Genomic DNA, 22663 nt, shown 5'->3' on the forward strand with positions numbered 1-22663 from the left:
GTCAGTGCCTACGGATAGCTTATGAACATGCGGTTATTGCACACTTCTGACTGGCATTTGGGCCGGTCTTTCCACGGCGTTGGCATGCTGGACGCCCAGCGCGACTTCATCGACCAGCTGGTCGCCAGGGTCGAGGAATTGTCCGTCAACGTTGTCCTCATCGCCGGCGACGTCTACGACCGCGCACTGCCTGGAGTGGATGTCGTCGGGCTGCTTGACGACGCCCTGGTGCGGCTCACCGCGGCCGGTTCCCGGGTGGTGCTGACCAGCGGCAACCATGACTCCGCCATCCGGCTGGGGTTTGCCTCCCGGCTGCTGGAGCGCGGCGGGGTGCATCTGCGCACCCGGCTCGCGGACCTCGACACGCCGCTGATGGTGCCCCTGGAGGATGGGCCTCCCGGGGACGGTTCGGAGGACGAGGTCAGCCCCGCGCTGGCAATCTATGGCATCCCGTGGCTGGAGCCGCGCCTCGTGGCCGACCAGCTCGGCGTGGAAACGGCCACTCACTTCGATATCACGCGTGCCGCCACGGAGCGAGTCCGGGCGGACCTGGCTCGGCGCAGCCAGTCGCGGACCGTCCACTCGGTGGTGCTGGCCCACACGTTTGCGAGCGGCGGGCTCAGCTCGGACAGTGAGCGTGACCTCAGCATCGGGGGAGTCGGCGCTGTACCGCTGGACCTTTTCGACGGTTTCAGTTTCACGGCCCTGGGCCATCTCCATCGCCGGCAGAAGCTGTCGCCGGAAGTGCGCTACTCGGGTTCACCGCTGGCCTATTCCTTTTCAGAGGCAACACATCAAAAGGGCGGCTGGCTCATCGACATCGATGAGTCCGGCGTCACGGCGGTCCAGGAGATCAACTGGGACGCGCCGAGGAAACTCGCCGTCCTCCGGGGAACCATCACCGAGCTCCTCGAGTCCGCCTACCATGCCTGGGCGGAGGACGCCTACTGCCAGGTGACCCTCACGGATGCCCAGCGTCCGGCCCAGGCTATGGAGCGGCTGCGGGCGAGGTACCCGGACACCCTCGTGCTGGGCTTTGATCCGGAAGGGGCACCGGCGTCCGCCAAGATCAGCTACAGCAGCAGGCTTGCCGAGGCTGAGGATGACCTTTCGATTTGCTGCGGATTTCTGGAGCACGTCCGCGGCCGTGAACCTGACGAAACCGAGCGGAGCGTCCTGGCCGACGCTTTGGAGACCGTGCGCCTGCAAGGAGTGTCGCTGTGAGGATCCACCGCCTGGAAATCTGCGCCTTCGGGCCCTTCGCCGGCACCGAAGAAATCGACTTTGACCGGCTCAGCGCGCATGGGCTTTTTCTCCTCAACGGGGCCACGGGCGCCGGCAAGACGAGCGTGCTGGACGCCATCTGCTACGCCCTGTACGGTTCCGTCCCCGGCGCACGGCAGGACGGCAAAAGGCTGCGCAGTGACCACGCCGACGCTGCGATAGAACCCCGGGTGAGGTGTGAATTCAGCGCCCGCGGCAGGCGCTTTGAAGTGTCCCGCACACCGGCCTGGGACAAGCCGAGCGCCCGGGGCCGAAACGGCTTCACCGTACAGCAGGCCAAGACACTCCTGCGGGAGCGCGTCGGCGGGGAGTGGATCGAGAAGTCCGGCCGGAACGACGAAGCCGGAGCCGAGATTACCGCCATTCTGGGAATGGACCGGGAGCAGTTCACCCGGGTAGTCATGCTCCCGCAGGGCGACTTCGCGGCCTTCCTGCGTTCCAAAGCCTCAGACCGGCTGGACCTTCTCCAGAAACTCTTCGGAACCGAACGGTTCGAAGCCGTCGAGCGCGAACTGGCCGGCAGGGCAGCCGAAGCCGCCACAGAGGTCGCCGGACACAACAGCAAACTGGCTCTGTTGGTGACGAGGGCCCAGGCCGAGGCCCAGACGCTGGGGCTGGACCTGACCGGGGCACCCGAGCCCGGTAGTCACCGTGAACTCCTCGGCTGGCTCGAAGACGCCGCTTCGCTCAAGGCCTCGGAGCTGGCCGCGGAAGCCAAGTCCTGCGAGGCTGTCTGCAGCGAGCATGCTGTACGGCTGGACGCGGAAATAGCCCGCGAACGCCGCCAGCTGAAGCTCGCCGCCGCGCTGCGCCGAAGAACAGAAGCCAATGCGGCGGTCCCCGTGCTCGAACGTGATGCTGCCCGGCTGGCACTGCACCGCAAGGCCGAGAACCTTGGCGGACAGCTCCAGGCGGTGACCGCTGCAGAGCCCGCACTGGCCCGGGCAGCCGATTCAATGGCACGTGCCGCAGCAAACCTTCGGGCCGCGGTTCTGACGGATGCCGAGCTGGCGCACACCGGCTCGGCCTCCGTTGACGTGACCGCCGAGCTGGACCGGCTGCGCGCACTGCTGGCCGTGGTGAACGAACGGCTCGCGGACGAGGACAAGCTTTCCGGGCTTGCGGCAAGAAGCGCGGGCCTGGTCGTCGGGCGTCAGAAACTGCTGGACACCAGCAAGGACCACTCTGAGGCCCTGCTTTCACTCCGCTCGGAAATGACCCGGCTCCGCGCGGGACTTCAGCCGTTGGAACAGTTGGCGGGCGAGGCCGTGCTCCGCACCAAGGAATCCGTGGCGGCCCAAGAGCTTGTTGACGTCGTCCGGCGCTATGGGACAGCTGCCTTGCAATGTGCAGGGGCAGCTGAACGGCACCTCAAGGGCAGGGACGCCTACCAGGAGTCTCGGCAACGGTGGCTTGACCTCCGGGAACAGCGCCTGGCCAACGCGGCGGCGGAACTGGCGGCGCGGCTGGAAGCCGGAGAACCTTGCCCGGTCTGTGGCGGTACGGAGCATCCGGCGCCCGTGCCCACCGCCGGGTCGGCACTTGGCCTTGCCGAGGAAGAAGAACAGGCCAGGGACATCTGCGATGCCGCAGAGGAGGCTCTCGCAGCGCTGGACGCGGAGCTGTCTGCTGCCCGGCAACAGCTCGCTGTGCTGGCAGGCCAGGGCGGAGACACTGATCCGGCCGAGGCCCAGGAAGCGGCGAGGGTTGCCAGCGAAGCAGCCGACGAGGCCGAGGCCGCCGAAGAGCAGCTGGCCGAAAGCCGGGCACGGCAGGAGCAATTGGAAGACCGCATCGCTGCCACTGAGCAGGGGCGGACCGAATGTCTGTCGCGCATCGCCCAGACCGAATCCACGCTGACCGAACTGGAACAACAGACAACTGCCCTGGAATCTGCGCTTGCCGCGTTGCGGGCGGGTTACCCCAGCCTCGGCCAGCGTTGCAGCGGCGTCAGGAAGACCATTGAGGTGCTGGAGGGGGCGGCCTCCGCCCGCACAGCCCTCGACCTGGCATCGGCCCGTCTGGACGAGGCGCGGAGCCAGCTGGACCTCGCGCTGCCGGACGCAGGCTTCGACTCCGCCGCCGAAGCGCACACCGCATTGCTTGCCGCGGGGGATGCCGCGCGCCTGGAGTCGGCGGTGCGGGCGGGGCAGGACGAACAAGCCCGGCTGGAAGAGCTGTTCGCCGGTGAGGAGCTCGTCCTGGCGGAAAAGGAGCAAGCCGCCGGCGTCACTGCGGATGCAGGCGAAGTGGACCGTCTGAGGGCCGAAGCCGAAAGGGCCGCGCAGAAGTCGCGGGACGTGGCGCTCGCTGCCGGCCTGGCATCGCAGAAGTCCACCGCCCTGGGACGCCTCCGCCTCGAATACAAGGAGGTGGCGGAGTCTGGCCGGAAACCGCGGGAACGGGCGGAAATGCTGTCGGCCCTGTCTGACGCGGCCAGGGGTGCCGGAGACAACAGCTACCGCATGAGCCTCAACAGCTATGTCCTGGCGGCACGGCTTGAACAGGTGGCCATCGCCGCCTCGGAGAGGCTCGTCGCCATGAGCGATGGCCGGTACACGCTGCAGCACACGGATGCCAAAGCCGCGAGGGGCGCGAAGTCGGGGCTTGGCCTCGAAGTCGTGGACGAGTGGACCGGCCTGCGACGCGACACGTCCACCCTCTCGGGCGGCGAGTCCTTCATGGCTTCGCTGTCGCTCGCCCTGGGCCTAGCGGATGTTGTGCAGCAGGAGGCCGGGGGCGTGGACATTGAGACATTGTTCGTGGACGAGGGCTTCGGAAGCCTCGATGAGCAGGCCCTGGAGCAGGTGATGGACGCCCTCGAAGGCCTGCGCGACGGCGGCCGCGTAGTGGGACTTGTCAGCCACGTGGCGGAGATGAAGCAGCGGATAGGCACTCAACTCCAGGTGGTGAAGGGGCGCAACGGCTCCACCCTGCACATTTCTGAGGCCGCGCTGGCAGGCTGATCCACCGGACGGCATTCAGTGCCGCCCCGCAACGCCGGGCCTGAGTGAGCCGGGCGCCTGAGTGTGCCGGGCGCCTGAGTGTGCCGGGCCTGAGTGTGCCGGACCCCAGTGTCCAGTACAATCGGATAGTTACCGGGTTGCGCGCATCGGGAGGAGGGACGATGCGCAGTACTGAACGAGCCCGGATACATGACAACTTCCACGGCGCCTCGGCGTCCGGCCACTGAACTCCCATCTGCCGCTGCGGCCACGCCTGCCGATTCGCGGCCTCCCCGCTCCGGCGGCCGGTTCGTCCGGCTCCCACAACTGGCCGGCAAGGGCTTTATTCCCCTCGGGCTGTTTGCGCGGCTCCCGCTCGCCATGCTGACTGTCGGAACACTGACGCTGGTCACCTCCGTCAGCGGATCCTACGCAATCGGCGGAACCTCGGCCGGGGCTGTCGGCATCGGGTCTGCCCTCGGCGCCCCTGTCCTGGGCGCCCTCGCGGACCGCCGTGGACAACGTCCGGTGCTGCTGGTGTCTGCCATTCTGAACGCCGTCGCCGTGCTCACTCTGGTTGCACTGGCTTATGCCCTGCCCGGTGCAGACAGAGTCAGTGCCGACTCTTTCGGCTCAGCCTGGCCGGTCTTCGCAGCGGCCTTCATCGCTGGCGTCAGCTGTCCCCAGGTAGGCCCGCTCGCCCGCGTGAGGTGGATGGCCCTGACGTCCGGCGGAAGCCGGAAGGACAGCGGCACGGATCTGGACACGGCACTGTCCTACGAAAGCACAGCCGATGAACTCACGTTCGTCCTTGGCCCTGCACTCGTGGGCGTGCTGGCGAGCCTGGTGGCGCCCTGGCTGCCGCTGGCTCTTGCAGCGGTCCTCACCATCACGCTCGTGCCGGCATTCGCCGTGCACCGGACGCACTTGTCCGTTCCCCGCAACGGCCGCCCCGGCAAGGCCGTTCAACCCGCGCCCAACGTGGCAGGCACCCCGCGCCGCGGACGGTTGGCCCGCGTGGCCGCCGTCGCGGTCCCTGTGCTGGCGATGGTCTGCATGGGCACCTTTTTTGGCTCCACGCAGACCGCCCTCACTTCCTTCTCGGCGTCATTCGCAACATCCGAGGTTGCCGGGTTGTTGTACTCGGTGATGGGACTGAGCTCGGCCGCGGCCGCAATTTCCGTGGCCTACTGGCCGGTCCGGTTCACGGTCACGGCCCGCTGGCTGGCCTCCGCCGCCCTCATGGCCGGACTGTCGACGCTGCTGCTCCTCCCGGATAGCGGCTGGGCCATGGTCCTCGTCCTGCTGGCCCTCGGCCTTCCGGTGGGGCCCGTCATGGTGACCGTTTTTGCAATCGGCGGGATCGCTGCGCCCGCCGGACGGCTCGGAACGGTGATGACGGCGCTGGCCAGCGGCATCGTGGCCGGCACGGCCGTGGGATCAACGATTGCAGGTCAGCTGGCGCAGGGCCCGGGTTACGCTGCGGCTTTCCTCGTTCCGATTGCCGCCGCAGCGGCGCTGTTCGTGCTCGGCGCGGCTGCCGCCGTCGTCGTCCGCCAAAACCAGCGGAACCAGCGCAAGGCTGCCGCGACGCCTGTGCGCTGACCCCACCACTGTGTCCGCCAGCGGCGGGCGTGTCAGGCGAGCTGCGCTTCAATCCGTGCGGCACCGGCGGTCAGCGCCGCGGCGACGTCGGACGGGTCCTGCGACGAGCGGATATAGACGACGGCGACCGCTGCCGGCCGTCCGCCCGGCACCCGGATGGGGGCGGCCAGCGAGGAAACCCCCGCAATGACCTCGTCATGGCTTGCGGCGTAGCCCCGTTTCCGCGCCTCGGCGGCCTCGGCGCGGTACGGAACGGTTGGCGCCAGCTGAACCCAGTCATGCTCCGTCAGCGCCGACTGGATGGCGATACCGGGGGCGCCGCTGCTGATGGGGTGGCGGGATCCCGGGTGCTGGACCACCGTGGCGGCCGAATGCCGGGGCTCCACCGTGACCAGGGTGACGCACTCCTGATGGTCCCAGACGGCAATGAACGCCGTCATGTTCAGGGCATTGGCAAGGTGGGTCAGCTCGGGGAGGGCGGCCGTCTGGAGGTTGCGGGAAACGCCCCTTGCCAGCACGGCCAGGCCGGGCCCCGGCTGCACCCGGCCGGCGTCGTCGCGCACCAGCAGCGAGTGGTCCTCGAGCGTCCGGAGGATCCGGTACGCTACCGAACGGTGGACGCCCATAGCGTCCGCAAGCTCGGCGATCGTGAGAGGGTTCTCGGCTTCGGCCAGGATTTCCAGGGCCCTGATGCCCCGTGAGAGCGTCTGCGACGGGGAAACCTGGGCAGGCGCAGCCTGTGCGCCGGCACTGGCGATTGGATTCATGCTGTCCATCCTAGGCGGGAGACCGGTGCGGTTTGTTCCGCAGCCTTGTGCTGCACGTCACGTTCGGCTAGCGTTCCATATAGGAATTACGAGTTCAACTATAGAATACGCTGCGCTGGTGTACCAGTAGCGCCGGTGCTCGAACACACAAGTCTCCGTGACCTAAGGAATCGACGATGATTGCCAAGCCGGAAGCGGCGCCGGAAGTCCCCGGCCGGACGTCCGTTCCGCGGGCCCATCATTTTCGCGGCAGTCTCGGAAGGTTTGCCACCGGCGTTGCCATCGTCACGTTCGACGGCGCGACCAAGCGCCACGGCAGAACCGTGAACTCCTTCACCTCGGTGTCCATGGAGCCGCCGCTGGTGCTGGTCAGCATTGCCCGCACCACCAAGGCGCACGACGAGCTCGCCGGCCGGCCGTTCACCGTCAACATCCTGGGCGCGGAACAGCGCCAACTGGGCATGGAAGACCTTCTCTAACGCGCATCATCCACCCGACCACCTGCAGTTCGACGACGACTGGAGACAGAACAATGGGAATCCGAACCGGCCAGCAGTACCTGGACAGACTCAACGCGATGACACCGCACATCGTCATTGACGGCGAAGTGGTCAGCGAAAAGGTTTCGGAGCATCCTGCCTTCCGCAACGTGGCGAGGTCCTACGCGAAGCTGTTCGACATGCAGCACGGCCAGCAGTACCAGGAAGCGCTCACCTACACGTCGCCCACCACGAGCGACCTCGTGAACGCGTCCTTCCTGGTTCCGAGAACCGTCGAGGACCTGAGGCGCCGGCGGCGGGCGATTTCCACCTGGGCGGAAGCGTCGAACGGTTTCCTGGGGCGGACCGGGGACTACATGAACTCCGCCCTCACGGCATTGGCCACGGCCGGGAAATGGTTCTCCCAGGCTGACCCCAGATTTGCCGAGAATATCCTCAACTACTACGAGTGGGCGCGCGAGAATGACGTCCTCGCGACCCATACGCTGATCCCGCCGCAGGTCAACCGTTCCGTGTCCGGCTCCGAACAGCTCGGCGGCCAGCTTTCCGCGCACATTGTGGAGGAGCGCGAGGACGGCATCGTCATCAGGGGTGCCCGCATGCTGGCCACCATCGCGCCCATCGCCGACGAGCTGCTCGTCTTTCCCTCCACGGTGCTGCGCGGCACCCCGGAGGACGCGCCCTACTCCTATGCCTTCGCCATTCCCAACGACGCCCCCGGGCTGCGGTACCTGTGCCGCACCTCCCTGTACAACGGCGGCAGCACGCACGACGAGCCGCTCGCGTCCCGCTACGAGGAGATGGATGCCGTGGCCATTTTCGACGACGTCTTCGTCCCGAGCGAACGCATCTTCATGCTCGGAAACCCCCAGCTCTGCAACGCGTTCTACACCGAGACCGGTGCAGGCGCCCTCATGACCCACCAGGTCGTGACGCGAACCGTCGCCAAGAGCGAGTTCTTCCTTGGCCTCGCGTCCGAGCTGGCCGATTCCATCGGCATCGACGGCTTCCAGCACATCCAGGAGGACATCGCCGAACTGATCATCGATGTCGAAATAGGCAAGGCCCTGGTGCGCGCCTCCGAAGCGGACGCGGAGCTTAACGGCGCCGGCGTCATGCTGCCGAAGTGGAGTACGCTCAACGCCGCCCGGAACTGGTACCCGAAGATCGCCCAGCGCTTCCCGCAGATCATCCGGAAGTTCTCGGCCTCCGGGCTCATGGCGCTGCCCGGGGAAGCGGACGTGAACAGCGAGGCGAGGGCAGACATCGACCTGTACCTGCAGGGGAAGACACTCACCGGCCCCGAGCGCGTCCGCCTGTTCAAGCTGGCCTTTGACGCCTCGATCTCCGGTTTCTCGGGGCGCCAGTCCCTCTACGAGTACTTCTTCTTCGGGGATCCGGTCCGGATGGCCGGCGCCCTCGTCAACACCTACGACCGCGAGCCTGTCAGGGCCAGGCTCCGCGAATTCCTGAACCGCACCGACTGATCCGCCGGTTGAACGGCAGCCCCGCTTTCGCCGTTCCACCGGGCGGCGAAAGTGCAATCAGGAGTTTTAGGTGTGTTTTGCCACACATCCATAGTATTCTTCCTACTAACTGACCGTTCGATCGGTAAATCGCCTTGCATCCATCCCCGGCAGTATCCCTGCCCCCAGCCACGGAGTTTCAATGACTGCAGCTTCCACCGTCGATTCAGAGGCGGGTCCCAGCAGCAAACGCGAGGAACGCAAAGTCCTCGCCGGGACGCTGGTCGGAACCACCATCGAGTGGTACGACTTCTTCATCTTCGCGCAGCTGACAGCGACGTTGCTGTCCCCGCTGTTCCTCACCCCGCTCCAGGCCTCCAATCCGGGCCTCGCACAGATTCTCTCCTTCGCCCTGATCGGCATCAGCTTCCTGTTCCGGCCGCTGGGCGCGGTCGTCGCAGGCCACCTCGGCGACAGGCTGGGCCGCAAAGCCATGCTTGTGTTCACCCTGGTGATGATGGGTGCCGCTACGGCCCTCATCGGCATGCTGCCCACCTACAACGACATCGGCGTCTGGGCCCCCATCCTGCTGATCACCCTCCGCGTCATCCAGGGCTTCTCGGCCGGCGGTGAATGGGGCGGCGCTGCCCTGATGGCCGTGGAGCACGCGCCGATGAGCAAGCGCGGGCTCTTCGGCGCCTACCCGCAGATCGGCGTCCCGGTCGGCATGATCCTCGCTACCGGCCTGCTGTACTTCCTCAACACCGGCATGTCCAAGGAAGACTTCGGCTCGTGGGGCTGGCGAGTGCCCTTCCTGTTGTCCATCGTGCTGATTGTTGTGGGTTACCTGATCCGGCGAGCCGTCGGGGAGAGCCCGGTCTTCAAGGAAATGGCAGCCCGCAAGGCGGAAAGCAAGGCGCCGCTGGGGCAGCTTATCCGGCACCACAAGAAGTCGGTGCTCTACTCCACCATGATCTTCATCGGCAACAACGCGGCCGGCTACCTGCTGATCGCTTTCTTTATCTCCTACGCCACCAAGTCGCTGAAGATGCCGGTTCCGCAGATCCTGCTGGCCACCACGCTGGCTTCCTTTGGCTGGCTGATCTTTACGCTCGTTGGCGGCTGGCTCTCCGACAGGATCGGCCGAGTGAAGACCTTCCTCATCGGCTACGGCATTGTCTTCGCCTGGATGATCCCGATGTTTGCGCTTATCGATACCAAGGACATCCTGCTCTATGGTGTGGCCCTCTTCGTCCTGACGGTCGGGCTCGGCCTGTCCTACGGTCCCATGTCCGCCATGTACGCGGAGATGTTCCCGGCCAATGTCCGCTACTCTGGGATCTCCATCGGCTACGCGTTTGGAGCCATCCTCGGCGGCGCGTTCGCCGCGACGATTGCAGAGTCGCTGCTTCAGAGCACCAAATGGACCGGGTCCATCGGCATCTACATCATGGTCCTCTGCGTGATCTCCGCAGCGGGTGTGCTGCTGGCCAAGGAAACCAAGGGCCGTCCGCTGGGCGTCAGCCGGCACTGACGGGTCTTTCGTAAACAGTCAGTTCGCATATGCGGGCCCGGGCCGGCGGTCCGGGCCCGCACTTGTTTCGGTTGTGCGCTCAGGCGTTCGCGCCCTGCAGCAGGCTAATGGCGTCGTCGTCGGTCAACTGTTCAAAATGCCGGTAGAAACTTCCCACTGCCCGGAACTTTCCCGGCAGGTGGAGGCACAGGACGTCGCAGACCCGCGACAGGGACTTTTCGGCCTCGATTGAACCCACCGGCGCGGCCGCGACCACACGAGAGGCGCCGGCCGCGCGGACTGCCTCGACCGCCGCCCGCATGGTGGCTCCGGTGGCGAGGCCGTCATCGACCAGCAGGACCGTCTTGCCGCTGAGTTCCAGCCTGGCACCGGGGTAGGCGTCGACGCGGCGGAGCAACTCATCGCGTTCACGGCTCTCAACCCTGTCCAGCCATTCCTGCCGGACGCCGTTCTCCAGGACACGCTCCACGAGGGGCCTGTTGAGAAGCCGGACAATCCTGGCAGCTTCGGCCGATCCGGCGTCAGCACCGCCGCCGGCCGCTCCAGCCCCGAGTTCCGACGGCCCGGAATCGGCACCGCCGCCCGCCGCGACGGCGGCCGTGAACGCCAGGGCGCCGAAGGCAGTCTCATCGTGGCCGGGGATGCCGAGCTTGCGGACCAGGACAGCGCCGTACGGAAGGCGGAGGACTTTGGCTGCTGCGGCGGCCACGGGAATGCCGCCGCGCGCGAGCCCGAGCAGCACGGTGTCCGGTTGCCCGCGGAACTGCGGGAGTGCGGCGGCCAGCCGCTCGCCAGCTTCCTCCCGGTCTTCAAAAACCATGCCCATGGATTCCTCTTACGGTGTCTCCGCCCTCGATTCCAGCCTACCGCCCGGTTGACGGCCCAAGGAGGTCAAAAAGAGGGGAGGTTAGGAGACATAAAGCTGCCGCCCGCCGGCCGTCCTTTCCGGGACAGCCAGCCGGCACAGCTAGCTGCCGAGGAATCCGATGGCTGCCTGTTTGAAGACTCTGCTGGTCACAGCATTGGTATGGTTCCGGCCCGGCAGCACGAGCTGCTCGGCCATGGAACCCACTTTGGCGGCCAGTTCCGCAAGCTGCGGCATGGAAGCGGCGCGGTCGTCATTTTCGCCGGCCACCAGCAGCATGGGCATGTGCGGCACGGCCTCAGCGGGGTCATAGGGTTCACCCTTGATGGCCTCCACCAAAGACAGCAGCGCGAAGATGTTGTTGCTCGGCAGTGCCTGGGCCATTTTGAGGAGCCCGGCCGTGGACCCGTCGGCGATGGGTGTACCGTCCGCCAGGTAATGCTGGGCTGCAACGAGGTCGAATTCCGCCAGCGGGTCAGCCATATTCGGTCCGCCAAGGACCAGCCGGTGCACGATCTCCGGCTGCGTGGCGCCGAATTCCCAGGCGAGCCGGGAACCGAGCGAGTAGCCGATCAGGTCGAGGCCGCTGGCAGGGTCGCCTGCCTGCACAGGCCGAACACCGGCGTCGAACGCAATCTGCAGGAGATCCGCGCGGATCCGGCTCGGCGAGTAGGAGTCCATGTCCTCCGGGGCGCCGCTGCGGCCGTGACCGGGCAGGTCCACCGTGATGACACGCCGGCCGGCGTTCAGGAGGGCGGCGAGCCAGCCGCTGTCCTCCCAGTTCAGCTTGCTGGAGGACGAGAAGCCGTGGATCAGCAGGATGGGGCGGAGGCCGGCGTCGGTCTTGGGCTCATGCACAGCGACATACAACTGGGGATCGGTGCCCTCCACGGTGTGGGAGTGCTGTTCGCCGGTGTGTCTGCCGCTCATCATGTCAGTCCTCATCAAGTACGGCGCTCAGGCGGACCCGGCGCTTCGGTGCCTCTTCCTTCGGGACCGTGCCCACGATGCCGGCGGTGTTGTCCGGCACCTCAAACACAATCAGGGGCTCGCCGACATTGATCCTGTCGCCGGGCCCGCCGTGGATACGCACCACTTTACCTGCCTGCGGACTGGGCAATTCAACTGCTGATTTGGTGGTTTCCACCTCGACGAGCGGCTGGTTGCGCTCCACCTGGTCGCCAGGGGAGACGAGCCATTCCAGGACGGTTGCTTCGATCAGGCCTTCGCCCAGATCCGGCAGCGGGAAGGAAATTTCAGCCACGTCGGTACTCCAATACTCGCTGGATGCCGAAAAGAATCCGGTCAATGTTGGGAATGTATTCGTCTTCGAGGTCCCCGGATGGGTACGGAACGTCGAAGCCGGTGACCCGCTCCACGGGGGCCTTGAGGGTGTCGAAGCAACCCTGGGTGATCAGTTGGGCCACTTCGGCCCCCAGGCCGGAGGTCAGCGGCGCTTCATGGACGACGACGGCGCGCCGCGTCTTCCGCACGGATGCCACCAGGGCGTCGGCGTCGATCGGTTTGAGCCAGCGCAGGTCCAGGACCTCAACGTCGATCCCGTCCTCGGCAGCGAGCTCGGCGACCTGCAGGCAGCGGGCCACCATGGCACCCCAGGCCACGAGAGTCAGGTGACGGCCTTCCCGCTGAACCTTGGCACCTTCGGGGGAGCCGCCGTCGGCTGTATCGACGTCGCCCTTCTGCCAATAGCGGGATTTGGGTTCCATGAAGATCACCGGATCCGGCCGCGTGGCGGCGTACTTGAGCAGGTGGTACGCCTCGTGCGGGTTCGACGGCGAGACCACCTTGAGGCCCGGGACGTGCGCGAAGAGCGCCTCGAGGCTTTCGCCGTGGTGTTCCGGGGCGCGAATGCCGCCGAAACTCGGGACCCTCAGCGTGATGGGCATCGGCAGGGTGCCCCGGCTGCGGTAGTTCATCCGCGCGATCTGGCAGACGATCTGGTTGATGGCAGGGTAGGCGAAGCCGTCGAACTGGACCTCGGGGATGGGGTGGAAGCCGGCCATCGCGAGACCCACTGACATGCCCAGGATGCCTGATTCGGCCAGCGGGGTGTCGAAGACCCGGTTTTCACCATGCTTTGACTGCAGCCCGTCCGTGATGCGGAAGACCCCGCCCAGCCGGCCGCAGTCCTCGCCGAAAATCACCGCCTTGGGGTTCTCGGCGAGGACCTCGTCGAGGGCGCGGTTCAGCGCCTGCTGCATGGACATCACGACTGCCACGTTGCCGGCAGCTGATTCAGTCTGGCGAAATCCGGCGGTTTCGCCTTCGAGAATCGAGTTAGACATGTTCTGACTCCTCGCGCCAGCTGGCGGCCTGGGACTGCAGTACGGGGGTGGTTTCCTGGAAGACCAGGTCAAACATTTCACTGCCCGGCCGCGGGCCGAGTGCTTCGAGGCCTGTGCGGATGTCTTCAGCTTCGGCGGCCGCGGAGGCCTGCGCGTGGGCGAAGAACGGTTCGTCCGCCAGGCCTTCGGAAAGCAGCCGCTCCCGGAAGCGGCGCAGCGGGTCCTCGCCGGCGCCGTCGCGCTCCTCGTCGAGCGAGCGGTAGCGTCCGGGATCGTCCGACGTGGAGTGCGGGCCGCGGCGGTAGGTCATGGCCTCGATGACCACCGGGCCGTTGCCGGCGCGGCAGTGTGCAAACGCCCGCCGGGTAGCGTCAAGGACGGCAACGACGTCGTTTCCGTCCACCTGAAGGGCCGGCATGCCGTAACCGGCGGCCCGGCCGGCAACGGAGCCGCCCGCAACCTGGCGTTCAGTGGGCACGGAAATGGCCCAGCCGTTGTTTTGGATGAAGAACACCACGGGGACCTTCATCACGGCCGCAAAGTTCATCGCCTCATGGACGTCACCCTGCGACGAGGCGCCGTCACCGAAGTACGTCATTGCGACGCCGTCGCTGCCGTCCAGTGTCTGGCCGTGGGCCCAGCCAACAGCATGGAGCACGGAGCCGGCCACCACGGCCTGGATGGGGGCAAGCCGGGATTTCATCGGATCGTAGAGCCCGCCGTGCCAAGTTGCCTTGTGGGTGGACATGTACTCCACCATGTTGACGCCCATGGCGCGGGCGACCCCCATCTCGCGGTAGGTGGGGAAAACAAAGTCCCGGGAGGTGTCCACGGCGTACCCGCTGCCCACCTGGGCGGCTTCCTGGCCGAGTTCGGGCGCATAGCCGGGGATGATGCCCTGCCGCTGCCATGCGACAGCCGAGATATCGAGGTGGCGGACTGCGGTCATGAGCGAGTACAGCTCGCGCAGCTGGTCGGGAGTGGGCGGGACAGCGGCGGTGCTGTCATCCAGCAGAGGCAGGGTGTCCATAGCTGTGACCCTAGTCACCCCGGACTGGCCCGGCAATCGGCGCGCCAGGCGCTGACCAGAGTGTCAATACTGCACAGCAGGATGCCGGCCTGGCTGCACAAATTGTGCAGCCAGGCCGGCATCCATAGGCCCGGTATCCACCGGCCTGGCATCCACGTCGCGGCCCCGCTCGGAACGGTCCGTGTTGCTGCTTACTTGGGGAGATTGGCGGTCGACGCGTCGCGGGAGGGGTCCGACTCCGTTTCAGACTTCGCAGCGAACCGCGCTCCCAACCGGCAGGCGGCAGCGATGGCGCCGATCAGGAGAATAGTGCTGATCAGCTGGATCCGGCTGCTCTCGGCGCTGAAGCCCACGGCGAAGATCAGGCCCAGGAGCACGAGTCCGAGTATCGTCAGGCCCGGAAAGCCCTTCATCCGCAGGGGCAGAGGCGTGCCGTCGCGGTCGGCCCGCCGGCGCAGGATCAGCTGGGACACCAGGGCCGTGCCCCACACGACGAGGCACGTGGACCCCACCAGCTGGAACAGTGCCGGCAGGATCCGTTCCGGGAACAGCAGCTCAAGCACGGTGGCAATGAAGCCGAACGCCACCGAGACGCCCACGGCAACCATCGGCACCTTGGCGCCGCTAAGCCCCGACAGGAAGCGGGGTGCCTCGCCGCGCAGGGACAGCGAGTACACCATGCGGGATGCGCCGTACAGGTTGGCGTTGAGTGCTGAAAGAAGGGCGACGACGGCCACCAGGGTTATCGCTGTCCCGGCGCCGGGGATGCGGGCAGCGTCCAGAACGCCGGCAAACGGCGATGCGAGTGCTTCAGAGGTGGCCGGAAGTACTGCTGCAATAACGAACACGGAGCCGATGTAGAAGACGAGGATGCGCCACACCACGGTCCGGATGGCCGTGGTCACGCTGCGCTCCGGATTCTCTGTCTCGGCCGCGGCAACGCTGACGATTTCCGTTCCGCCAAAGGCGAAAATCACCACGAAAAGGGCCGTCGCGATGCCGCCGAGGCCGGCCGGAGCGAAGTCGGAGGTGATGTTGGCCAGGCCGGGGGAGGCTACATCGGGCAGGATTCCGAAGAGCAGCGCGCCCCCGATGGCCAGGAACAGCACAATTGCCGCGACCTTGAGGATGGCGAACCAGAACTCGAACTCGCCGAAGTTCTTGACGCCCGCCAGGTTGATGGCCGTAAACGCCACCATGAACGCGAGCGCCAGGGCCCAGACCGGAATGACGGGCCAGACGGAGAACAGCAGCCCGGCGGCCCCGAGTGCTTCCGCGGCAATGACCACCACCAGCTGCAGCCACCAGAGCCAGCCCACCGTGGCCCCGGCGGTCTTGCCCAGGGCTTTCTCCGCGTAGACGGAGAAGGCCCCGCTGTTCGGGTTGGCAGCAGCCATTTCGCCGAGCGCCCACATGACCAGGATGATCAGGGTGCCGGCCACGAGATAGGAGATCAGGACGGCCGGGCCGGCGGCCTTGATGCCGGCCCCTGAGCCAAGGAAGAGCCCGGCGCCGATGGCGCTGCCCAGGCCCATCATGGTCAGCTGCCGGGGTTTCATGCTGTGGCCGAGGTGTACTGCCGGACGCTCTGCCGTGGACTTCATCGTCATGCCTGCGTACCTTCTTGGGGTCGTTTGGATAAAGGGGTCCTCGTGGGACCTTTTGAATTTACCGCCTCACGGGAGGCCTCGGAGTCTTGGCGCGTGAGACCATGGGTGCAGTTTGTGCAGTGAGTTGAATCAAATGCGGCGCTTTGCGCTGTCGGATGCCCCGAACGGAGACGACATGGCGAACGTGGATGCACTGGACGCCAAAATTGTGCGATTCTTCACCGATGCGCCCCGGGCTTCCGTGCTGGAGGCGTCGCGGATGCTCAGGATCGCCCGGGCCACTGTCCAGTCGAGACTGGACCGGATGGCGGCAAATGGTGTGATCGGATCGTGGGTTCCGCACCCGGACCCTTCCCATTTCGGGTTTCCCGTGGTTGCCTTCTGCTCGCTGACCATCAACCAGGACCTGGGCCACGATGCCGTGGTGGAGGCGCTCGCCGGGATCCCGGAGCTGATCGAAATCCATACCGTCTCCGGCAGTTCTGACCTGTTGGCCCGCATTGCCGCGCGCTCGAACCCGGACCTGCAGCGCGTGATCGATGCCATGATCGCCACAAAGACTGTGCTCCGGTCCTCCTCGGTGATTGTCCTCAACACGCATTTCCAGGGCAGGACGCTTCCATTGCTGGAGGCCGTCGCCTCCGGAAGCGGAAATAGCTGACGGCCGAACAGTCACCGGCGCCGGCCGAAACATTTTGTCTGGAGTCGGGCGGGCCGTAGAATCAGTTTTAGTCATTATGACTATAACTAACCGGGACGGTCAGCAGGACCCCCGGGAACGCAGCGAAGCGGGTGAAGAAAACCGTGTACACTACCGCAGCCAATGTGGCCGAGCGCCAGACCGCTCCGCCGTCGCTGGCCATTTCTACGGTGATCTTCGCACTCCGCCCCAGCGAGGCCTCCGGACGTCCCACCCTTTGGCTCCCGCTGGTGCGGCGCATCCGCGAACCGTTCAAAGGCCTCTGGGCACTTCCCGGCGGCCCGCTCACGCACGCCGATTCCCTGCAGGACGCAGCCTCACGGAATCTCCGCGAAACCACCGGCCTGACGCCCAGCTACCTCGAGCAGCTCTACGCTTTCGGCGGCCTCCACCGCTCGCCGACCCAGCGCGTGGTGTCGATCGTCTACTGGGCCCTCGTCCAGCCCACCGAGGCCGCGCTGGCCGACGAATCCGAAAATGTCAGGTGGTTCCGGGCAGACAAGCTGGGGGACCTCGCCTTCGACCACAACGCGATTGTCGATTACGCGCTCTGGCGGCTGCGGAACAAGCTGGCGTACGGCTCGATCGCCTATCACTTCCTTGGCGGGTACTTCACCCTCGCCCAGGTCCGGGAGGTCTACGAAGCCGTCCTGGACACCCGGCTGGACCCGGCCAACTTCCGCCGCCAGATCAAAGCCACGCCGGAGATCGAAGAAACCGGTGAATATCTCCAGGGCGGCAAACACCGCCCGCCACGCCTCTACCGATTTACCGGCCGTCCAGGCCTAGACCCAGATAACAGGAGTACCCCATGAGCAGCGTCAACACAGCCGTCCAGCTGATCACGCGTCAACAGGCCGAGAAAGGCGCCGCAGCGGCCGCCGGCAGCACCTGCAGCCCGGCACTTGCCAAGGGCCCCTGGGACTACGACCTCGCGGAAGCCCTGGCCGGAACCCCCGCCTACGGTCCCGGAGCCTCCAGCGCCGATGTAGCCCCACCGTCCACCCCCCGGCAGGGCCAGCTCCCCGAGGAATACAAGCTCGCGGGCGATGCCGAACTCGACGCCCGCATCCGCGCAGCCAAGGCCACGCTCGGCGACCGCGCCGTGATCCTGGGGCATTTCTACCAGCGAGACGAAGTGGTGCAGTACGCCGATTTCGTCGGCGACTCCTTCCAGCTGGCCAACGCCGCTCTCACGAGGCCCGACGCCGAGGCCATCGTTTTCTGCGGTGTGCACTTTATGGCCGAGACTGCCGACACGCTGTCGAAGCCTGAACAGGCGGTCATCCTGCCCAACCTCGCCGCCGGCTGTTCCATGGCGGACATGGCGGACGCCGATTCCGTGGAGGAGTGCTGGGAGCAGCTGGAGGAGATCTTCGGCACCGAGCCCGACGCCGCGGGCCGGGTTCCGGTCATCCCGGTCACCTACATGAACTCGTCCGCCGCGCTCAAAGCCTTCTGCGGCAAGCACGGCGGCATCGTCTGCACCTCATCCAACGCCAAAACGGTCCTCGAATGGGCCTTCGAGCGCGGCCAGCGGGTCCTGTTTTTTCCGGACCAGCACCTGGGCCGTAACACCGCCAAAGCCCTCGGAGTGCCGGTGGAACAGATGCCCATGTGGAATCCGCGCAAAGAGCTCGGCGGCAACGACGAACAGGCCCTGCTGGACTCCCGTGTGATCCTCTGGCACGGGTTCTGCTCGGTGCACAAGCGTTTCAACGTGGCCCAGATCGAAAAGGCCCGCGTTGACTTCCCCGGCGTTCAGGTGATCGTGCACCCGGAATGTCCCATGGAAGTGGTGGACGCCGCCGACTCGGCCGGCTCCACGGACTTCATCCAGAAGGCCATCGCCGCCGCGGAGGAGCCCACGGTGTTCGCCATCGGAACCGAGATCAATATGGTGAACCGCCTGGCGGCCCAGTATCCGCAGCACACGATCTTCTGCCTCGACCCGGTGATCTGCCCTTGCTCCACCATGTACCGCATCCACCCGGGCTACCTGGCCTGGGTGCTGGAGGAGCTCGTCGAAGGCCGAGTGGTCAACCGCATCACCGTGGATGACGCGGTGCAGCAAAATGCCAGAATCGCCCTCGAGCGCATGCTGGCCGCCAAACCCCAATGACACCGAGGTGAGCCAAGCATGACTAAGCCCAGCGCAACAGCGGCATCGGGCCGCCAACGGCTGATCGTCGTCGGCAGCGGCATCGCCGGCCTCTACGCCTCGCTGCTTGCGGCAGACGCGGGAGCCGACGTCGTGCTGCTGACCAAGGGCGCGCTCGCGGACAGCAACACGTACTACGCCCAGGGCGGCATTTCGGCCGTCCTCGACGAGCCGTCACCAGGGGACACCGTGGCGGCACACATCGCCGACACGCTGAAGGCCGGCGCCGGCCACTGCAACCCGGACGCTGTGCGGGTGCTCTGCACCGAGGCGCGCAGGGATATCGCCGGCCTGGAACGCTTCGGCGTGCGCTTTGACATGGACGACGACGGCGATCCCGCCTTGGGCCTCGAAGCCGCCCACTCTGCGCCGCGCATCCTGCATGCCGGCGGTGACGCCACAGGGGCCGGGATAGCCAACGCGCTGATCTGTGCGGTGCTGGCGGCCCAGGCCACCGGAAAGATCCGCCTGCTGGGCCATGCCCGCACCACTGCCCTGGTCCAGTCCGGCCGGCGGGTGACGGGCGTGGAGTACCTGCACAACGGGCAACTGAAGACTGTCAGGGGCGACGCCGTGCTGCTCGCAACCGGCGGCGCCGGGCAGCTCTTCGCCCAGACCACCAACCCCGCCGTTGCCACCGCGGACGGACTGGCCCTGGCGTGGCGCGCCGGAGCCGCCGTGGCCGATCTCGAGTTCTTCCAGTTCCATCCCACCTGCATGGTCCGCACCGCCCAGGCGGCGGAGTCCGAAGGAAACCAGGACCCGCTGCTGATCTCCGAAGCCGTCAGGGGCGAGGGCGCCATCCTCGTGGACGCCGACGGCAGCCGCTTCATGCCGGCGTACCACGTCGATGCAGAGCTGGCCCCCCGGGACGTCGTCTCCCGCACCGTTGCCCTGCACCTTGCAGCGCTCGGGGACCCGAACGGCCACGTGTACCTCGACGCCCGCGTGATCGAGGACGCCCGGGGAGCAGGCTTCCTGGAGAAGCGCTTCCCGACGATCTCGAAGCGCACGCGGGAAGCGGGCATTGACTGGACTTCGGAACTTGTGCCCGTGGCGCCCGCCGCGCACTACTGGATGGGCGGCGTGTCCACCGACCTGCACGGCCGGACCACCGTCCTGGGACTCTACGCGGCCGGCGAAGTTGCATGCACCGGGGTCCAGGGCGCCAACAGGCTGGCCAGCAACTCGCTCCTCGAAGGACTGGTCTTCGGACGGCGGGCTGTCGAGGCGTTCCTGGACACTTCCGTTGGGCCGTCGCCTGACGGCGCCCCTCCGCGTGCTCCCCACAATCTCCCTAACCTCGCAAGCTCGGCCAGGGAACCCGGATCGCGTGGGCCCACGGCCGCTGGCGGCCTCCCCTTGACGCACGCTTCCGGGACACCGTCAGTTGACGGATCCGTGGGGCCAGCGAGCGCCTCATCAGACGCTTCCGAAGTTTTGGTAAGTGTGGCCGCAGAACCCAACTCCTTCCACGCGTGGGAGTTCGAAGCGACGCCGGACCCGGGGCCGTTCTCGCGTGGTGCCCTGCGGCGGCTGATGACGGCGAACGCCGGGGTGTTGCGCACCGGTGGGCAGCTGCGGGAGGCGGGTGCCGCGCTTGCGGCGTGGGCCGCCGTCGTGCGTCCTGAAAAGGTGACCGAAGCGGAGGATCCCCGCGAGCATGAGAACGCCAACCTGCTGCTTGCCGCCCAGTTGCTGGTCCTTGCCGCGCGGGAACGGCGCACCTCGCTGGGGGCGCACTACCGCGATGACAGCATGCCTGATGACGCCCCGACGGAAGATATTGACAACCGATACAGAATGACCCGGAAAGCGAGCCTCGTCCATGACTAGCCTGACCCTCCCAGCAACACCTGTCCGGGAGATCCTGGCGCGGGCCTTCTCGGAAGACGCACCCAACGGCGATATCACCTCGCAGCTGCTGATTCCGGCGGAAGCCCGCGCAACCGCCGTGCTGAATGCCCGCGTTCCGGGCGTCTTCAGCGGCGGAACCGTGTTCCGCGACGCGATGCTGCTCATCGACCCCGACACTGAGGTGGAACTCCTGGTGGCGGACGGCCAGGCGTTCGACGCCGGGACCCAGCTTGCGCGGGTCAGCGGACTTGCGCGCAGCGTGCTGCTTGCGGAGCGAGTGGGGCTGAACCTCGCCCAGCGGATGAGTGCCATCGCCACCCGGACGGCCGAGTTCGTCAGGTTGGTGGACGGTACGAAGGCGCGGATCACCGATACCCGCAAGACCACTCCGGGCCTGCGGGTCCTCGAACGTTACGCGGTGCGGTGCGGCGGCGGGGCGAACCACCGCTACAGCCTCTCCGACGCCGTCCTTGCCAAGGACAACCATCTGGCCGTGATGACCGGCGGCGATCCGGAAAAGCTCACCAGCCTCCTGGCGGCCGCCAAAGCCCAGCTGGGCCACACCACGCATTTCGAGGTGGAGGTGGACAGCGCAGAACAGATCGAACCTGTCCTGGCCGCGGGCGTGGACACCATCATGCTGGACAACTTTTCCCTTGAGGACCTGCGGGCCGGCGTGCAGCTGGTAGGGGGCCGCGCCGTGGTGGAAGCAAGCGGCAACGTCAACCTTGGAACCGTCGCCGATATTGCGGCGGCCGGGGTGGACGTCATCTCCGTTGGTGCCCTGACCCACAGCGTCACTGCGCTGGATCTCGGCCTGGACGTCGAGCTGACAGTCAGCTGATCCGGCCATGATCTTCCTCGACGCAGCAGCCACCACGCCCGTCCGGCGCGAAGCGCTGGACGCCATGTGGCCTTACCTAACCGGCGAGTTCGGCAATCCGTCGAGCCACCATTCGCTGGGTGACGCCGCCGCGCGGGCCCTCGACGAGGCCCGCAAGGCAGTGGCGACGGTGCTGGGCTGCCGGCCCGGGGAAGTGACTTTCACCTCTGGCGGCACGGAGGCGGACAACCTGGCGGTCAAGGGGATAGCCCTGGCCCGGCAGGCCGCGGACCCGGCCCTGAACCGGGTGGTGATCAGCGCCGTCGAGCATCCTGCCGTTGAGGAATCCGCACGGTACCTGGAGCGCTTCCACGGCTTCAGCGTCGACGTGGTGCCCGTGGACCGTTATGGAACGGTGAGTCCTGAAGCGCTGGCTGCCGTCCTTCGGCCCGAAACTGCGCTTATCAGCGTCATGTACGCCAACAACGAGGTGGGCACGGTTCAGCCCGTGGCCGCCCTCGCGGCGTTGGCCCGGGAGCGCGGGATTCCGTTCCACACGGACGCGGTACAGGCTGCCGGGTGGCTGCCCGTGGACGTGAAGACCCTCGGCGTGGACGCCCTGACCATTTCGGGGCACAAACTCGGTGCACCGAAAGGCTGCGGGGTCCTCTTCGTGCGGGGCCGGACCCGGACCGAGCCCCTGGTCCACGGTGGCGGCCAGGAACGCGGACGGCGATCCGGCACGGAAAACGTGGCCGGGGCTGTTGGCCTGGCCACCGCGCTCACCCTGGCCCACGCCGAACAGGGGGCGCTCGCGGAACGGGTGGCCCTGCTCCGGGATGCGTTCATCGCCGCGGTGCTGGACGGTGTTCCCGGCGCTGTGCTGACAGGTCATCCTGTGGAGAGGTTGCCGTCTGTGGCATCCTTTTGCTTCCCGGGAACCAGCGGCGAATCCGTGCTCCTGGAGCTGGAGCGCCAGGGTGTGCTGTGCTCCAGCGGCTCGGCCTGCGCTGCGGGATCCGACGCACCGTCTCCCGTGTTGCTCGCCCTCGGTGTCGGAGCCGAGGTTGCCCAGACTGCGGTCCGGTTCAGCTTTGCGTCCTCCGTGACCCAAGCGGATCTTGAGGCTGCCGCCGTCGCGGTGCGGACCGCCGTCGGAAGCGTCCGCACCCTGGGCCGCGTTCCCCAGTAAGTAACAGCTGACGCCGTG

19 protein-coding genes are annotated in these 22663 nt (G+C 66.8%); 12 read left to right on the forward strand and 7 right to left on the reverse strand.

Annotation, left to right across the window (positions count from 1 at the left end):
* Window positions 1-27 precede the first annotated feature (27 nt).
* The 3 genes from AC1DD3_RS01645 to AC1DD3_RS01655 all read left to right on the forward strand — a co-directional run bounded on the left by AC1DD3_RS01645 (window position 28) and on the right by AC1DD3_RS01655 (window position 5834).
* Window positions 28-1224: an exonuclease SbcCD subunit D gene (locus AC1DD3_RS01645; protein WP_476880816.1), complete on the forward strand. Its 1197-nt coding sequence runs from the start codon at window positions 28-30 to the stop codon at window positions 1222-1224.
* Window positions 1221-4250, forward strand: a complete 3030-nt coding sequence (locus AC1DD3_RS01650) for an AAA family ATPase (RefSeq protein ID WP_476880817.1) — start codon at window positions 1221-1223, stop codon at window positions 4248-4250. The genes AC1DD3_RS01645 and AC1DD3_RS01650 overlap by 4 nt, the downstream gene beginning before the upstream one ends.
* Before the next feature lie 189 nt (window positions 4251-4439).
* A complete protein-coding gene (locus AC1DD3_RS01655) occupies window positions 4440-5834 on the forward strand; it encodes an MFS transporter (protein ID WP_476874717.1) in 1395 nt (464 codons plus the stop codon).
* 32 nt (window positions 5835-5866) lie between these two features.
* Here AC1DD3_RS01655 and AC1DD3_RS01660 read toward each other — a convergent pair whose 3' ends face one another.
* Window positions 5867-6601 (reverse strand): IclR family transcriptional regulator, encoded by a 735-nt coding sequence (locus AC1DD3_RS01660; RefSeq protein WP_476874718.1) that lies wholly within the window; start codon window positions 6599-6601, stop codon window positions 5867-5869.
* Between the two features lie 176 nt (window positions 6602-6777).
* Here AC1DD3_RS01660 and AC1DD3_RS01665 point away from each other — a divergent pair, with 176 nt between their 5' ends.
* The 3 genes from AC1DD3_RS01665 (at window position 6778) to AC1DD3_RS01675 (ending at window position 10101) form a co-directional block, all read left to right on the forward strand.
* On the forward strand, window positions 6778-7080 hold the full coding sequence (locus AC1DD3_RS01665; protein ID WP_476874719.1) for a flavin reductase family protein: 303 nt from the start codon (window positions 6778-6780) through the stop codon (window positions 7078-7080).
* Between the two features lie 53 nt (window positions 7081-7133).
* Window positions 7134-8588, forward strand: coding sequence for a 4-hydroxyphenylacetate 3-monooxygenase, oxygenase component (gene hpaB / locus AC1DD3_RS01670; protein ID WP_476874720.1), 1455 nt, complete (start codon window positions 7134-7136; stop codon window positions 8586-8588).
* Between the two features lie 181 nt (window positions 8589-8769).
* Window positions 8770-10101 (forward strand): MFS transporter, encoded by a 1332-nt coding sequence (locus AC1DD3_RS01675; protein WP_230116876.1) that lies wholly within the window; start codon window positions 8770-8772, stop codon window positions 10099-10101.
* A 79-nt stretch (window positions 10102-10180) separates the two neighbouring features.
* On the opposite strand, the gene AC1DD3_RS01680 is transcribed toward AC1DD3_RS01675, so the two are convergent.
* The 6 genes from AC1DD3_RS01680 to AC1DD3_RS01705 all read right to left on the reverse strand — a co-directional run bounded on the left by AC1DD3_RS01680 (window position 10181) and on the right by AC1DD3_RS01705 (window position 15912).
* Window positions 10181-10927, reverse strand: coding sequence for a phosphoribosyltransferase (locus AC1DD3_RS01680; RefSeq protein WP_476874721.1), 747 nt, complete (start codon window positions 10925-10927; stop codon window positions 10181-10183).
* Window positions 10928-11068: 141 nt separating this feature from the next.
* On the reverse strand, window positions 11069-11896 hold the full coding sequence (locus AC1DD3_RS01685) for an alpha/beta fold hydrolase (RefSeq protein WP_476874722.1): 828 nt from the start codon (window positions 11894-11896) through the stop codon (window positions 11069-11071).
* Window positions 11897-11900: 4 nt separating this feature from the next.
* A complete protein-coding gene (locus AC1DD3_RS01690; RefSeq protein ID WP_011692407.1) occupies window positions 11901-12230 on the reverse strand; it encodes a biotin/lipoyl-containing protein in 330 nt (109 codons plus the stop codon).
* A complete protein-coding gene (locus AC1DD3_RS01695; protein ID WP_476880818.1) occupies window positions 12223-13272 on the reverse strand; it encodes an alpha-ketoacid dehydrogenase subunit beta in 1050 nt (349 codons plus the stop codon). Before AC1DD3_RS01695 ends, AC1DD3_RS01690 begins: the two co-directional genes overlap by 8 nt.
* Entirely contained in the window at window positions 13265-14302 is a 1038-nt protein-coding gene (locus AC1DD3_RS01700) for a thiamine pyrophosphate-dependent enzyme (protein ID WP_476874724.1), read from the reverse strand. The genes AC1DD3_RS01695 and AC1DD3_RS01700 overlap by 8 nt, the downstream gene beginning before the upstream one ends.
* 191 nt (window positions 14303-14493) lie before the next feature.
* Entirely contained in the window at window positions 14494-15912 is a 1419-nt protein-coding gene (locus AC1DD3_RS01705; RefSeq protein WP_476874725.1) for an amino acid permease, read from the reverse strand.
* A 175-nt stretch (window positions 15913-16087) separates the two neighbouring features.
* On the opposite strand from AC1DD3_RS01705, the gene AC1DD3_RS01710 reads away from it, so the two are divergent.
* The 6 genes from AC1DD3_RS01710 to AC1DD3_RS01735 all read left to right on the forward strand — a co-directional run bounded on the left by AC1DD3_RS01710 (window position 16088) and on the right by AC1DD3_RS01735 (window position 22645).
* The gene (locus tag AC1DD3_RS01710; RefSeq protein WP_476874726.1) at window positions 16088-16573 is read left to right on the forward strand and encodes an Lrp/AsnC family transcriptional regulator; all 486 of its coding nucleotides are present in this window, start codon (window positions 16088-16090) and stop codon (window positions 16571-16573) included.
* Window positions 16574-16716: 143 nt separating this feature from the next.
* Window positions 16717-17427: an NUDIX hydrolase gene (locus AC1DD3_RS01715; RefSeq protein ID WP_476874727.1), complete on the forward strand. Its 711-nt coding sequence runs from the start codon at window positions 16717-16719 to the stop codon at window positions 17425-17427.
* On the forward strand, window positions 17424-18734 hold the full coding sequence (gene nadA, locus AC1DD3_RS01720) for a quinolinate synthase NadA (RefSeq protein WP_476880819.1): 1311 nt from the start codon (window positions 17424-17426) through the stop codon (window positions 18732-18734). Before AC1DD3_RS01715 ends, nadA begins: the two co-directional genes overlap by 4 nt.
* An 18-nt stretch (window positions 18735-18752) precedes the next feature.
* The gene (gene nadB, locus AC1DD3_RS01725) at window positions 18753-20609 is read left to right on the forward strand and encodes an L-aspartate oxidase (protein WP_476880820.1); all 1857 of its coding nucleotides are present in this window, start codon (window positions 18753-18755) and stop codon (window positions 20607-20609) included.
* Entirely contained in the window at window positions 20602-21474 is an 873-nt protein-coding gene (gene nadC, locus AC1DD3_RS01730; protein WP_476880821.1) for a carboxylating nicotinate-nucleotide diphosphorylase, read from the forward strand. The genes nadB and nadC overlap by 8 nt, the downstream gene beginning before the upstream one ends.
* A 7-nt stretch (window positions 21475-21481) precedes the next feature.
* Window positions 21482-22645 carry a cysteine desulfurase family protein gene (locus AC1DD3_RS01735; protein ID WP_476880822.1) on the forward strand — a complete coding sequence of 388 codons (1164 nt, stop codon included), beginning with the start codon at window positions 21482-21484 and terminating at the stop codon, window positions 22643-22645.
* Window positions 22646-22663 lie beyond the last annotated feature (18 nt).

The organism is Arthrobacter sp. 05T444, from assembly GCF_056395905.1.